Here is a 14,856-nt window from a genome sequence, read left to right as displayed (position 1 = left end):
GTTGAATGGTCGGGATACGCCGACCTGAGATACCGAGTCGAACGCAGATTTTGAGTACAACGAAGATCTGCTCCCTTCCCCCTCGCCCCCCTTGGGGGAGAGGGCTGGGGTGAGGGGGATCGATCTGAATGGCAACACAAAATCCGAGCGAATGAAAAAGCCCGGCGATATAAGCCGGGCTTTTGCGTGAAGACCAATCACCCCCCCGGATTGGTCACCTGAATAAATACCGCATAACTCCCCAGCAACACCCAGAACGTCGCAAAAATCCACGGTGTACGTACCGAAAACAACAGCGACTTGCGATACCCCTTGTGGCTCGACTCCATCTCGCTGAACAGCGGTGATTCGTCATACGCCAGGCCCATCAGCGGCTCGCTGTGCAGCAAGTGGCTCTGCTTGAAATGCCAGTGATCGATGATGTCGTACGCCGCGCGAATCCCCGGCCAGGCATTCAGCGAGCTGAGCAGCCCGAGCAGTGCCAGAAACGGCGGCACCACCAACGTAAATAACTTGCCCCACTCCGGGTTGAGGTTGGCCATGCACGAAGCAAAGGCAATCACCAGAAACGACTGCGCCGCCAGATAGGCATCGGTGCGGTTGGCGAGGATGCTGGTTTCGTACTGGATCTCCCGGCGATAGAAATCCAGCCGTTCCTTGGGTGAGCCGAACATTTTCGCGTCATGTTCGGTCAGGGTTTCTTCAGCGGTGGGCTCAGTCAGTATGCGAGACAAAAGATGCACGCTCCGGGTTGGGGAAAACATTTAGAAATCCCCACCGGCGCGCAAGTTCAGAACGATTGACAGCCGCCTCACTTCATCGATTGAGCAATGATCGCCACCAGATTCATTTGCGTGAACGGCTTGGGCAAGCGTGGCAGTTGCGCAGCAAAACCTTCCAGACGCTCGGCGTAACCGGTGGCCAGGATGATCGGCAGATCCGGTTTGAGCAGACGCACTGCGTGGGCCACTTGCGCGCCGCTCATCTGCGGCATGGCCATGTCGGTGATCATCAAGTCGATGACTTCACCCTGATCGAACAACGCCAGCGCCTGCGCACCAGACGTCGCACTGACCACCCGATGGCCAAGGTCTTCGAGCAGCAGGCTGGTGCTGGTCAACACCAGCGAGTCGTCATCCACCACCAGCACGCTGAGCCTTGGCACCACCACCGGCTCGGCGTGTGGCAGCAGCGGCTTGCTGGTCGAGCCCTCGACGGCCACCGGAATCCACAGTTCAGCCGTGGTGCCTTGGGCCTTTTCGCTCTTGAGGACGAAACGCCCACCCAGTTGCTCCATGAAGCCGTGGACCATCGACAATCCCAGTCCGGTGCCCTTGCCCAAGCCTTTGGTGGTGAAGAACGGATCTCTGGCCGAGGCCAGTGTGTGCTCATCCATGCCCTCCCCGCTGTCGATCACGCTGAGACAAACGTAACGACCTGCCGGTAGATCCGAATGACTGAGTTCGAGCACCACTTGCGGTTCAGCAGTGATGCTTACCGTACCGCCGTCGGGCATGGCGTCGCGGGCGTTGGTTGCCAGGTTGAGCAAGGCCAGTTCCAGCTGATTGGTGTCCGCCAGCACCGGCTCCAGATCTGCAGGAAACCGCGTATCGATGCGAATGCCCGGCCCCAGCGAACTGCGCAACAACCCGGTAATACCCTGGACCAGTTGCGCAATATCGACCGACTCGGTTTTCAGTTCCTGACGGCGGGCAAAGGCCAGCATGCGCTGGGTCAGCGACACGCCGCGCAATGCGCCCTGAGTGGCGTTTTCCAGCAACCGGCTGATTTTCGCATCGTCACCCATGCGTTTTTGCACGATTTCCAGATTGCCGAGAATCACCGTCAGCAGATTATTGAAGTCATGGGCGATGCCGCCGCTGAGCTGCCCGATGGCCTGCATCTTCTGCGCCTGGAACAACGCTTCCCGGGTTTTCTCCAGCGCTTGCTGCGCCTGGTGGGCTTCGGTGATATCGCGGGTGATCTTGGCAAAACCGAGCAAAGTGCCGGTATCGCCACGAATCGCATCGACCACCACATGAGCGAGAAACCGTGTGCCGTCCTTGCGCATGCGCCAGCTCTTGTTCTCGAAGCGGCCCTCGCGGGTGGCGATTTCCAGCGCCCGTTGCGGCTCGCCGAGTTCGCGGTCTTCGGGGGTATAGAAGATCGAAAAGTGCTGGCCGATGATTTCTTCCGGCAGATAGCCTTTGATCCGCTGGGCGCCCTGGTTCCAGTTGCTGACCCGGCCTTCGGGGCTGAGCATGTAGATCGCGTAGTCGGTGACGCCCTGCACCAGCAAGCGGAATTGCTGCTCGCTTTGCTTGAGGGTTTCCTCGGCCATTTTGCGGTCGGTCAGGTCGCGGGTGATCTTGGCGAAACCGAGCAATTTGCCGCTGGGATCAATGATCGGATCGATGACCACGTGCGACCAGAAATTGGTGCCATCCTTGCGTACCCGCCAGCCCTCGCCCTCGAAGCGCCCTTCACGGATGGCGGTATCGAGCGCCCGTTGCGGCAGACCGGCGGCGCGATCGTCAGCGGTATAGAAGCGAGAGAAATGCTCGCCGAGGATTTCCGCTTCTTCGTAGCCCTTGAAGCGTTTGGCGCCGGAGTTCCAACTGGTGATGATGCCGTCGGGATCGATCATGTAGATCGCATAGTCGACCACCGCATCGATCAGCAGACGAAAACGCATCTCTTCGATCGCCGCGGTCTTGTTTTTCTCGCTCATCACACTCACCAGCCATTGTCATGATCGGAAGTATGCGTCAATCCGGCGAATTGGGAAGCGGCCGACTCATGATTGATTGCCCACCAACGCGGCAGCAGTTGTTTGATCCGGCTCTCGGCAAAGCGATCGTCAATCAGCATGACCACGCCGCGATCCTCGCGGGTACGGATGACCCGCCCGGCGGCCTGCACGACTTTCTGCACGCCGGGGTACAGGTAGGTGTAGTCGTAACCGGCGCCGAAGATCGCCGCCATGCGGTATTTCAGCTGTTCGTTGACCGGATTGAACTGCGCCAGCCCCAGTGTCGCAATGAATGCGCCGATCAGCCGCGCACCGGGTAAATCGATGCCTTCGCCGAACGCACCGCCCAACACGGCAAAGCCGACACCCTGGCTGTGTGCGGTGAATTGATCGAGAAAAGCCCGCCGCGCGCCTTCGAGCATCCCCCGCGATTGCTGCCAGAGAGTGATGTGCGGATAACGCTCGGCGAGTAACGACGCCACTTGTTGCAGATAATCGAAGCTGCTGAAAAACGCCAGATAGTTGCCCGGACGTTCGCTGAACTGCCGCGCGATCAATTCGACGATCGGCTCCAGCGAGGCTTGCCGATGATTGAAGCGCGTCGAGATGCGGCTGACGATCTGCACCTGCAATTGTTCGGCGCAGAACGGCGATTCGACGTCGATCCACACGCTGTCGGCAGGCGTACCGAGTAAATCGGCGTAATAGTGACGCGGGCTGAGGGTGGCGGAGAACAGCACGCTGCTGCGCGCCGCTTTCAGGCGCGGACCGATGAATGCCGCCGGCACTACATTGCGCAGGCACAACTGCGACAGCGGCTTTTTACGCTCGAGGTCACGCTTGCTGATGTCGAACAGGTAATGCTCGTCATACAGCTCCGCGACCCGGGCGAATTGCACCAAGTCGAAATAGAAGTTCTGCAAGGCGCTGTCGAGACCCTGCGGATGATCATTGAGGTAATCGCCGATGGCCGCGCAACATAACGAGATCGCTTGCAGAAGTTTTTCCGGCGCCTTGTCGTAAGCCTGATAGGCCGCCAGTTGCGGCGCATGCAGGGCGTTCCATTCACGGTTGATCCGTTGCAGGGCGTTTTTCAGCGCGGCGGGCGCGGTTTTGCGCACGCTGCCCAAGGTGAACTGATCGAGACTGGCGCTGTACATCTGCCGGCCCCGCTCGACGAGGTTGTGCGCCTCGTCCGCCAGCACCGCTACTTTCCATTGGTTGAGCTGGGCGAGACCAAAGAGCATGGCGCTGAAGTCGAAGTAATAGTTGTAGTCGGCGATCACCACGTCGACCCAACGGGCCATCTCCTGACTCAGGTAATACGGGCACACCGCGTGTTGCGCGGCGACCTCGCGCATGGCCGCTTGATCGAGCAGGCGAATTCGGCTGGCCGCTTCCCGGGCGGCGGGCAGGCGATCATAAAAGCCTTGGGCCAACGGGCAGGATTCACCGTGGCAGGCTTTGTCCGGGTGTTCGCAGGCCTTGTCGCGGGCGACCATTTCCAACACCCGCAAGGGCAAGGCTGGCGACTGATCGAACAACACCTGGCTGGCATCCAGCGCCAGTTTGCGTCCCGGTGTCTTGGCGGTGAGGAAGTACACCTTGTCCAGTTGCTGCGGTGCCAGCGCTTTGAGCATCGGGAACAGCGTGCCAAGGGTTTTGCCGATGCCGGTCGGTGCCTGGGCCATCAGGCAGCGCCCGGTGCTGACAGCCTTGAACACCGACTCGGCCAAATGCCGCTGACCCGGACGAAAATCCGCATGGGGAAACGCCAGTTGTTGCGCGGCCAGATTGCGCGCCTCGCGATGGGCCATTTCCTGTTCGGCCCATTGCAGGAACAGCGTGCATTGCTGATCGAAAAACGCTTTCAACGTATCAGCGCTGAACGCCTCGACCAGACAGGTTTCTTTTTCGCTGACGATATCGAAATACACCAGCGCCAGATTGATCTGTTCAAGCTCGAGTTTGCGACACATCAACCAGCCGTAGATCTTCGCCTGCGCCCAGTGCAACTGGCGGTGATTGGCCGGTTGTTTGCTCAGGTCGCCACGGTAGGTTTTGACTTCCTCCAGACAGGTTTGCGCCGGGTCGTAGCCGTCCGCCCTGCCCTTGACCTTCAATTGCCGGAACTCGCCTTCCAGTGCCACTTCACTTTGATACTTTTCGCTGCGCCGCGAGGCCACAGTGCGGTGGCCGGCGATGCCTTCCAGCGCCGTGGGTGATGGTGTGAAGCGCAGGTCGAGGTCGCCAGTCTTGGCGGTGAACTCGCAGAGTGCGCGCACGGCAATGCTGTAGCTCAAGCGCTCTGCTCCGCCCATTGCACGTAACACACCGCCACTGGCATCTGGTGCTGGTGGCAGAATTCCAGCCAGCGCAGTTGATTGTCCTGCAAGCGATCGCCGGGGCCTTTCACTTCAATCATTCGGTAGGTTTTGTGCTGCGGCCAGAACTGGATCAGGTCGGGCATGCCGGCGCGGTTGGCCTTGATGTCGAGCAATAAACGGTTGAACCAGTGCTTGAGGTGTTCGGCCGGCAAACAGGCCAGTGCTTGCTCCAGCAACGTTTCATTCAATGCGCCCCAGAACACGAATGGCGACTGGATACCCCACTTGTCAATGAAGCGCTGGCGAATGGTCGCGGCATAGCGGCCGTCGTCGAGCTCGCTCAGACACGCCTGAAAAAGTTCGGCGCGGCGCTGCTGGAAATCTTCATTGAGCAGGTCCACCGGGCCACGCTGAAACGGGTGGAAGAATGCCCCGGGCAACGGTGCGAAAATCGCCGGCCAGCACAACAGGCCGAACAGTGAGTTGATCAAGCTGTTTTCCACGTAATGCACCGGGCCGTCGTCATCGTGCAGATGCGCCTGCACGTAAAACTCCACAGACAAGGCTGGGTCGGTGCGTGGCAATTGCAGATCCAGCCGCTCGACCGGTCTGGCCGCTACGCGTTTGAGTGGCGGGCCGCCGAGTTTGCGCCGCACCCTTGGCAATATCCGTTGCAGGCCTTGCTGCTCGGCAGCGCTTTCCGGCGCCTGTTCGGCCAGCGTGGCGAGCTCCAGTGCCAACGAGTATTCGCCGCTGCGTTCCAGCACGCGAATCATGCGCAAACGGGCACCGGGATAGGCGCAGTCGCGGTAAATGCTCAGGGCCAGGGCAAACTCGCTGATGCGCTCGCAATACTGGCCGATCTGGAACAGCACCTTGCCACGCCGGCGTTGCAGCCACGGGTTGTCGAAGTGCAAGGCGCTGACCTGCGCGACGATGATTTCCAGCGGTTCGCCGGCCTCGAAACGCAATTGGCAGTCGTGCAGGAACAGGCAGGCGTCGACGTCTTCGCGGCTGCGCAGGCCTCGCGAGTCGGCGCAGAACTCGACCTTTTCGTAGGTGAAGATGCCCAGGTCGGCGAGGACGAATTCCGACCAGTCCTGATACAGGTTGCCGAAGAACATCAGACGCAAGCGGTCGCACAGGTCCATGATGGTCAGGCTGAACAGCCGGTCATCGAGCAGTGGCGCCCAGTCGCGCAGGCAGCGCAATTCGCTGAACTGCTCGGCCAACAGCGGCAGCCAGTCGTCCTTGCGCCCCTTGGGCTGTTCGATGGCGGCGCCGAAGGCTTGCAGAATTTCGGCCTTGAGCAACACGTCGAACAACTCGGCGAGGGCCAGCGGCGCGTGTTCGTCGATCCAGCCACGCTCCAGCAAGGGCTGCGCGGCCGCGGCGATGTCACCGATTTCACCGTAATTGAGTTTGCCGGCCCGAAAATGCACACCCTTGCGCATCACCATCCGCACCAGCAAACCTTGCGAAGCACGGGGCAAGGCCTTGAAGTCGCGGATGAACGCGTGTTCCGTTTCGCTCATCACATCGACATAGCGAAGTTCAAGCCAATCAAGCACTTGCCGGAAGTTGTTAAGGTAGTAGAACGGATCGTCGAGGGGATTGGCAGTCACGGGAATTCTGGGGCCATGGCGAGCGAGTACTGGTTATGCGTACAGATAACAGTTGTGCCCCGCCCGGTGCAAACGGAAAATGATCAATGGCATTTTTTCGCCGGGCTATCGAACTTTTCTCACGGAGATAGCACCAACCGCGTTAGAAGGCCGACAATGCTCGGCATCACATCGAATGAGGATTTAGAAGTGGGTATGAAAATCAAGTCACTGGGCATCCCTTTCGCCATCGTCGCCGCGCTGGCACTGGCCGGTTGCTCGACGCCGACGGTGGTCACTCTGCAGAACGGCACCCAGTATCTGACCAAGGACATGCCGAAGACCAAAACCAAGGACGGCTTCTATGAGTTCGAAGATATTTCCGGGGCCAAGGTGAAGGTCCGTGCCGATGAAGTAGCCACGGTGCGCGAAGAAGACTAGGTTTCGCTCGTTCCCACGCTCCGCGTCGATCGTTCCCACGCTCTGCGTGGGAATGCAGCCCGGGACGCTCCGCGTCCCTTCAAAGCCGAACGCGGAGCGTCCGTTGAGGCATTCCCACGCAGAGCGTGGGAACGATCATTGAGTGTTATTCAAAGGTCGGCATACCGGGAATGCTGCCATCGCAAGGCATGTACGTGCCGCCCCGCTTGACCACTTCACCCTGCAAACGCCGGCACCGTTCCAGGTCCTGCTGCGCCATGCGATCGATGCTCAGATTGCCAGTAGTTTGCGGCTGTTTGCCGTCACCCAGGCGCAGGGTCACGAACGGTTGTTCGGGCTGAATCTGAAAGCGGCTCTTCTCTTCAACCGGCTCGACCACCTCGCTTTTCGGCGGGCTCGGCAGTTGATCGGTGGTGATGCCGTAACGGCTCAGAATCGAAGTTTGAGGTAGATCGGCGCAGGCATTGGCCGAACACAGCGCCAGTGCAACGAACCCGACATACCCCTTGAAACCTTTCACGTTTGAATCTCCTGTACTCAATGGCGGCTAGCTATAGAACGTGCGCGCACGTGCTGGCTTTAGGCCGCACTTACTGTTTTGCAGGGGTTTGAGTCAGGGAATGGCTGTCGAGTCACTTTTGAAACCGAGTTATCGTTCTTCGCGAGCAGGCTCGCTCCCACAGGGGATTTGTAAACGACACAGATCCAGTGTGGGAGCGAGTCTGCTCGCGAAAGGGCCCTTACCGGCGCCCCATCGACATCAGGCGATCACAATGCCGTCAGCACTCAGGCTGTTCAGCGACACCCCGACCAACGTCACCGAATCATTGCCAAACGTCAGCAGCGTATCCTGTCCAACGGTCGCGGCATGGGCACGGAAATCCTCCGCCGGCAACACACCCTGCACACCGAGAAACACCAGTTTGTCGTTGGACGTGTAACCCACCACCCGGTCCTGCCCGAACGCGCCGTTGAACAGGAACGTATCCGCCCCGCCTCCCGATTCCATCAGGTCATTACCGGCGCCGCCAACAAACACGTCATTGCCAGCACCACCAATCAGGTGATCGTTGCCATCCAGCCCGAACAACCAATCGCCACCCGAATGCGCCTTCAGGGTGTCGGCGCCAGCGCTGCCTTTGACGCTGGACTCGTACGCGGTGACGTTGTTGCCAACCTTCAAGCCGCTGGCCGTGATGCTGTGGATCACGTCGTCCTTGAACAGGCCCCAGAGAAACCCTGGCTCCTTGGTGACGATGCTGCCGATGTCGCGAGTGATGCTGATCCCGCCATTGGCGTCGCGCACATAGAGATTGCCGGCGCCGTCATTGGCGAAGTCGAAGTTCTTTACCGCGCTTTGCAGGTCGAGGGTGTTGCTGCCCTGCCCGCCAAGAATGACGTTGTAGCCGCCGCTGTCGCGGAAGGTGTCGTTGCCGGCGCGACCCTCCAGGTAATCGTTGCCGCTGCCGCCCTGGATCAGGTCATTGGCGTCGCTACCGATGATGAAGGTGCTGCCCTTGTGGGTTTCGGCGTTGCGGTTGAGGTCCTGCACCCAGGTGTTGGCCCGCGCCGGGTCCGAAAGATTGGCGACGATGATCGTCGAGTCGCGGCTGGTCAGGTCGTAGAATTTTGAGTCGATCACCCGGTTCATGCCGTCGCCATACGCGGTCGGCAAGTGCGAGATCCAGGTGGGAATGTTGAGGATCGAGTACGGCAGCAGATTCCACGCGGTTGAGGCGTAGTGATCGTTGAAGCTGACGATGTTGTCGGTGGCTGAGACTTTGGGCGCATCGTGCACGCCGACGGAGGCGCCGGTGAAGGTCGAGCCGTCGAGGGCGCGGAACACCGGGTCGTTTTCGTAGCCGACGTTGAGCACTTTGTCGGTGCTGCTTTGCGTTGGCGAGGCGTAGGCAATGTAGTTGGAATCGGCAAAGAAACCGCCCCACTTGCCGCCACTCAAATCGGCCATGCTGTTGACCGCCAGGCCACCGAGGCTGTGGCCGCTGACCAGTACGTCCTTGCCGCTGAGGCCGTTGGCCTTGGCAAACGCCACCACATCATTGAGCAGATTGCCGAAGGCTTCGCCGACGTAGTTCTTGGCGTAATCCTTGGGGCCGAAGGCGGCGAGCAGGTCGTTGATCACATCGCCGATGGAGTCGAGGATCAGGTTTTCCCGCGGGCCGCTGGTGCCGCGAAAGGCAATGCCGAGTTCGGTGAGATGGCCCTGGGCGTCGTACTTGCCGAGGATTTCCACTTGCGCGGTGGTGTAACCGGCCTTCTCGCCAAAGAAGGTTCCGCGCGCATCGGTCTTGCCGTCATAGCCCAGTTGCGAGGCGCTGATCGGCGTCCACCCGGCCTTTTTCACGGCGTCGAGGGCGAGTTTTTCCGAGTCGGGGTTCCACGGAATGCCGGGAATCACGCCTTGGGAATCGGTGCCACCGAGCAGCGCCGTGACCAGCGTAGCGGGCAGGCCAAGGCCGAAACCGTTGTGCTGATAACCGGCGGCAAAGCCGTTATCGAGATTGTGATAGGAATACAGCGTGATCGCCATGGCATCGCTGAACAACGCCTTGGAATCGGCTGTGCCGAAGTTCTTGTAGTCATACACACCCATTGCTATTGCCTCTCTCTTGTTGGAATTGTTAGAGATAGCTCACAGCCAGGGCGCCCCACGGGGACGCCCCGGAGCATTTCAGAATCTACATAGCTTTAAACTGTAGGAGTGAGCCTGCTCGCGATAGCGGTGTGCCAGATGAAAAAATGCAAACTGACACAACGCTATCGCGAGCAGGCTCACTCCTACAGGGATTACTAGGCGAACACGAACGCCGAGTCCGACAGGTTAGCCACTCCCACCCCGATCAAGGTCACGGCATAGTCGCCAATCTTCAGCACGGTATCGCTGCCGGTCTGCGCCGCGTGTTGCTTGTAGTCGTAGCCCTGTCCCGCGCCTTCGACGCCCATGAACACCAGTTTGTCGCTGCCCTGATAGCCGTTGATGGCATCGAAACCGAACGCGCCGCTGAACAGGAAGGTGTTGTTGCCACCCACGGCAGTCATCACGTCATTACCGGCGCCACCGACGAAGGTCACATGGCCCTTGTCGCTGATCAGTTTGTCATCGCCACCGAGGCCGAACAGCCAGTCACCGTCGGCCGTGGCGTGCAGCGCATTGCCGTAGCCATCGCCGCTGAGCGAATGGTTGTACTGGGTCAGCTCGCTGCCGTTGGTCAAACCCTTGGCGGTGACGCCCCAGGTGATTTCCTTGCTGCCCCACCACGAACCCGACTCCTTGCTCACCAGCGCGCCGATGTCGCGGGTCATGCTGATGCCGCCGTAGGCGTCGCGCACGTACAGCGTGCCGTCCCCGTCGTTGGCGAAGCTGAAGTTCTGCAGCGGTTTTTGCAGTTCAAACGTGTTGTGGCCCTGGCCACCGAGCAGGATGTTGTAGCCGCCGTCATCCCGGAAACGGTCATCGCCGCCCAGGCCTTCGAGGAAGTCGTTGCCCGCGCCGCCCTTGAGCCAGTCGTTGCTCTGCGTACCGATGATGAAGGTGCTGCCGGTGTGCGGTTCGCCGCTGCGGCCAAGGTCTTCAACCCAGGTCTTGCCCCGGGACGCTTCTTCCAGATTGGAGACGATGATCGTCGAGTCTTTATGCGTCAGGTTATAGAACTTCGAATCGATCACCCGATTCAAGCCATCGGCATAGCCCAGCGAGCTGTGGGCCGACCAGTTCAGCGGATTGATGATGCTGAACGGCACCAGGTTCTGCGCAGTGGACGCGTAGTTGTCGTTGAAGTTGACGATGTTGTCGGTGGTCGAATCGTGGGGCTTGTCGTGCTTGCCCATCGACGCGCTGCTGAACGTGGTGCCATCGAGCACGCGAAAAACCGGGTCGTTCTCGAAACCGATGTTCAGCACATTGTTGCCGGTGCTGCTCTGGGTTGGCGAGGCGAAGGTGATGTAGTTGGCGTCCTTGAAGAAGCCGCCCCAGTTGCTCGCGCTCAACTCGGCCACGCTGTTGACCCCGAGACCGCCGAGGCTGTGGCCGCTGAGCAGCACGTCCTTGGCGGCGATGCCGTTGGCAATGGCGAATGCGGCGACAGCCTTGAGCAGATTGTCGAAGGCGTTTTTCGCGTAATTGCTCGCGTAATCCGACGGCCCGATAGCGGCCAGCAGATTGTTTTTCAGGTCGCCGAAGGTGTCGCTGTAACCCAGCCCACCGGTGCCGCGAAAGGCCACGCCGATGCCAATCAACTTGCCGGCGGCGTCGTATTTGCCGAGCACTTCCGCCTCGGCGCTGGTAAAGCCGTCCTTCTCGCCGAAGAACGTGCCTTGCGGCCCGACCTTGCCCTGATAGCCCAGCGCCGTCGCTGTGAGCGGCGACCAAGCGGTGGCCGGCAACGGTTTGCCGGTCGGCGTGTAGGCATACAGCGTCAGTGCGATGGCGTCGCTGTACAACGCTTTGCCATCGGCATTTTTATAATCGAACAGTCCCATGTTGTGCTCTCTCTTCCTTCAAATGACTGGCAGCTCCTTGCAGAGCTGCCAGCACGCCTTAGAACTGCCAGTACTCTTTAGAACTGCCAATCCAGGGTCAGACCCACGCCGTGGTCCTTCTCGTTCGAGCCGATCAGCCCGTTGTAATCCAGGTTCACCCGCACATCGCGGTTGAGCGCCAGACCTGCCCGCACACCGACCACCGCCGCATCGCGATCCATCGACACACCCTGCACGGTGAACGCGCTGTTGCCGTTGGCGAAGGCCAGATGGCTGTCGGCATCAACGTTGTTCAGGTTGTGCTGCCAGCCGAGGCTCGCACCCAGCTCCAGCTGATGCTGATCCGACAAGGCGAACGAACGCTTGGCGCGCACACCGAGGGTCGACAGCACCACATCGCGATTGTCCTCACCGCCCTTCAACGCCGCCGCGTCACCCTTTTCGGTGAAGCTTTCGGTATTGAGGTGCACGTAAGCCAGATTGGCGAACGGCTCCAGATTCATCGGTTGCAGGCCCAGATCATAAGCGGCCTCGGTGAACACTTGAGTGGTTGCGGCATCGTGCTTGGTCTTTTGTTTACTGCTGACGTCCCCGAACTGCAGGTCACGTTTGACGTCGACACGGTGCCAGCTATAGGCGCCACCGACGGTCAGACGTAGCGCATCGATCTGATGGCCCAGGTACGCACCCAAGTGGTAGCTGTCGACCGACGCCGACGAATGCGTGCCGCTGCCCATGCTCAACGAGCTGTCGCTATAACCGGTAACGAAACCGAGACGGGTATCTTCAGCGATCAAGCCGTCAACACCGGCCAGCAGGCCACCGATGGAGCTGTTGGAGTCGGCATTGTCATGCCCGCCATCGCTCTTGCCCCACGAACCCAAGACCTTGACCCATGCATTGCTGCGCTCGTCGGTCGGTGCGCCAGCGTTGAACAGATCACGCTCACGCAGACGCTCGCCCACCGCTTCACGCAGGTAACGGCTGTCGTTGATCAGCATGGTGCCGATCGCCGGATGGATTTCGCCGGACAGTTGCTGGAAGGCTTGCTGCGCCGACGCCGCATTCGGCGACAGCAACAGGGTTTCGAACAGCGCATTGCCAGCGCCCAAACGCTCAGCCGCAGCGCCCACGGCGCGCTGGTTCGGCGTCAAACCGACGCTGGCGAACGAGGCCTCGTTACGCCCGACTGCCAACTGAATGCCAGTGGCCGAGTACGCCAGCGTGCCGCCAAGGAAGGCGTAATCCGGCAACACCTGACCGAAGCGTCCTTCGATGCCGCCCGCCGCTTGCAGGATGTTGTACTGAGTGCCGAGCAGACTTTGCACTTCGTTGGTGGTCAACAGGCTCGGGCTGTTTTCCAGTGACATGCTCACCGTGGCGCCTTCAATCACGGCTTTGCCGGTAGCGATAATCTGATCGCTGCTGGTCGGCGACAGCTCTACGGCGTAAGTCGAACCCGGTGCAAAGGTCACGTCACCGGCCACGTTCAGGGTGCCGATGGAATTACCCGGCGCCACCGTACCGCCGCTTGTCACCGACAGCGCGCCGATATGGCCATTGCCGCCGAGGATACCGCCGTCATTCACTGTCACCGCCGATTGCAGCGAACCGTTGATGGCCAGGCGGCCCTGATTGACCAGGGTCGGGCCGCTGTAAGTGTTGTTACCGGTCAGCACCAGCGTGCCGATACCCTGCTTGGTCAAACCGCCGTGACCGGAAATGTCGTTGCGCCAGGTATCGAGGCCGCAGGTGATGTCGGTGCACACGCGTTCGGTCGGTTTGCCCTGATCGATGATCGCGCCGATGCCCGGCAGATCCGCGACAAACTGGCCGGAGCCGTAAGCGCCGTCGATGCGGAATTCCGCCGGAATATCCTGCTCGGTGACGAACATCGACGGGCCGTCGATGCCCTTGCGCAGGTTGATCATGCCCCAGCCGTACAAGGCGTCGATGCCCGGCGCGCCGAGGTCGGTGGCGGTGGTGCGCAAGACCGTGGCGACTTGATCGCCGGTCATGTACGGGAAGCGCTCCATCAGCACCGCCATGGAGCCGGCGACGTGCGGCGCGGCCATCGAGGTGCCGTTGTAGTTTTTGTAGCCGGTGGTCAGGTTGTCGGCGTTGGTGCCTTCGATGATCGAACTGAAGATTTTCGTGCCGGGCGCCGAGACGCAGAAACTCGCGGTGTAGCCGCAGCGCGAAGAGAACGTACTGATGATGTACGGGTTGGCGCTGGCCAGATCCGGGTTCTTCTGCAGCGCGGCGACGGTGATCCAGTTCGGCGCGATGTCCGGAACGAAATAGCCGAGGCCGGCGATGGCATCCGGGTTGTTGAGGTTGTAGTCGTTGCCGGCGGCGAAGATCGTCACGATGCCACTGCGCGCAGCAGCTATCGCGCCGTCGTAGGCGCCACCGGGTTTGGTGCCGAGCAGCGTGCGGATCTCGTTGAACTGCAACTGCGCGTCATTGACGGTGAAGTGCGGGTACGCCGGATCGCGCCCGCCGAGGTCGAAACGGTCAGTGATGCCGATGCCCCAGCTGTTGTTGATGATCCGCGCGCCGCTGGCGATCAGTGCGTCCCAACCGGCCTTGTACACCGCGCCGTCGTTGCCGCGAACAATGCCGTCCTCCGGGCCCGGGTCACCGTTGTCGGCGCTGATGATCTGCGCACCGAACGCCACGCCGTGCATCGGCCCACCATCACGGCTGCCTGCGGCGATACCGCCGACGTGGGTGCCGTGGGCGCCGAGTTTGCCGTCGGAGCCGACCGAGGGCGAACCGTCATAGCGGAACGCATCGCCGGCTTTGACCGGGATGTACGGGTCGGTGTATTCGCGGATCCCGCTGGTGACCAGGGTGACGACTTTATTGCTGCCGGAAAACTCCGGGTGCGCGGCGTACACCGGCTGGTCAAAGATCCCCAGTTTCACGCCTTTGCCGGTATAACCGGCGGCGTAGGCGTGATCGGCACCGATCGCGCCCAGGCCCCAATCGGCCTGGAACTCGGTACTGCGCCAACTCGACGGATCGCCCGTGCGACCGCTCTCCACGTAGGGCGCGGCGTGGGCTGTGCCGATCGCACAGAGCACGGCGAGCGTGAGAGTTTTCAGGGCAAAGCGGCCACCCGTTTGCGCGGGGGTATTGTTGTTATTCATCCAGCGACCTTCCTTAGTGATGTTGCGAAAAATCCTGATCGTTGCCACACAGAGCAACTGATCGTTCCCACGCTCCG

Annotated in this window: 9 protein-coding genes; 1 reads left to right on the top strand and 8 read right to left on the bottom strand. The window is 60.6% G+C overall.

What is annotated here, in order from left to right; translation table 11 throughout:
* Positions 1-197: 197 nt before the first annotated feature.
* The 4 genes from AC5SEM_RS10505 to AC5SEM_RS10490 all read right to left on the bottom strand — a co-directional run bounded on the left by AC5SEM_RS10505 (position 198) and on the right by AC5SEM_RS10490 (position 6,704).
* On the bottom strand, positions 198-734 hold the full coding sequence (locus AC5SEM_RS10505; protein WP_016983364.1) for a hypothetical protein: 537 nt from the start codon (positions 732-734) through the stop codon (positions 198-200).
* Between the two features lie 77 nt (positions 735-811).
* Positions 812-2,731 (bottom strand): hybrid sensor histidine kinase/response regulator, encoded by a 1,920-nt coding sequence (locus AC5SEM_RS10500; RefSeq protein WP_495472888.1) that lies wholly within the window; start codon positions 2,729-2,731, stop codon positions 812-814.
* Between the two features lie 5 nt (positions 2,732-2,736).
* Positions 2,737-5,055, bottom strand: a complete 2,319-nt coding sequence (locus AC5SEM_RS10495) for an ATP-dependent DNA helicase (RefSeq protein ID WP_495472887.1) — start codon at positions 5,053-5,055, stop codon at positions 2,737-2,739.
* Positions 5,052-6,704 (bottom strand): VRR-NUC domain-containing protein, encoded by a 1,653-nt coding sequence (locus tag AC5SEM_RS10490; protein ID WP_495472886.1) that lies wholly within the window; start codon positions 6,702-6,704, stop codon positions 5,052-5,054. The genes AC5SEM_RS10495 and AC5SEM_RS10490 overlap by 4 nt, the downstream gene beginning before the upstream one ends.
* A 195-nt stretch (positions 6,705-6,899) precedes the next feature.
* Here AC5SEM_RS10490 and AC5SEM_RS10485 point away from each other — a divergent pair, with 195 nt between their 5' ends.
* Positions 6,900-7,124: a YgdI/YgdR family lipoprotein gene (locus tag AC5SEM_RS10485; RefSeq protein WP_122600478.1), complete on the top strand. Its 225-nt coding sequence runs from the start codon at positions 6,900-6,902 to the stop codon at positions 7,122-7,124.
* A gap of 145 nt (positions 7,125-7,269) precedes the next feature.
* Here the strand turns inward: AC5SEM_RS10485 and AC5SEM_RS10480 are convergent, their stop codons facing one another.
* The 4 genes from AC5SEM_RS10480 to AC5SEM_RS10465 all read right to left on the bottom strand — a co-directional run bounded on the left by AC5SEM_RS10480 (position 7,270) and on the right by AC5SEM_RS10465 (position 14,779).
* Entirely contained in the window at positions 7,270-7,644 is a 375-nt protein-coding gene (locus AC5SEM_RS10480; RefSeq protein WP_495472885.1) for a hypothetical protein, read from the bottom strand.
* A 240-nt stretch (positions 7,645-7,884) separates the two neighbouring features.
* Complete coding sequence (locus tag AC5SEM_RS10475) at positions 7,885-9,738, bottom strand: polyurethane esterase (protein WP_495472884.1); 1,854 nt, start codon at positions 9,736-9,738, stop codon at positions 7,885-7,887.
* A gap of 197 nt (positions 9,739-9,935) precedes the next feature.
* Complete coding sequence (locus AC5SEM_RS10470; protein WP_495472883.1) at positions 9,936-11,624, bottom strand: polyurethane esterase; 1,689 nt, start codon at positions 11,622-11,624, stop codon at positions 9,936-9,938.
* A gap of 77 nt (positions 11,625-11,701) precedes the next feature.
* Complete coding sequence (locus tag AC5SEM_RS10465) at positions 11,702-14,779, bottom strand: autotransporter domain-containing protein (RefSeq protein WP_495472882.1); 3,078 nt, start codon at positions 14,777-14,779, stop codon at positions 11,702-11,704.
* Positions 14,780-14,856 lie beyond the last annotated feature (77 nt).

This window comes from Pseudomonas sp. CH61, assembly GCF_059429415.1.
The sequence above is the reverse complement of the archived record's forward strand: the minus strand, read 5'-3'. Positions and strand labels throughout refer to the sequence as shown.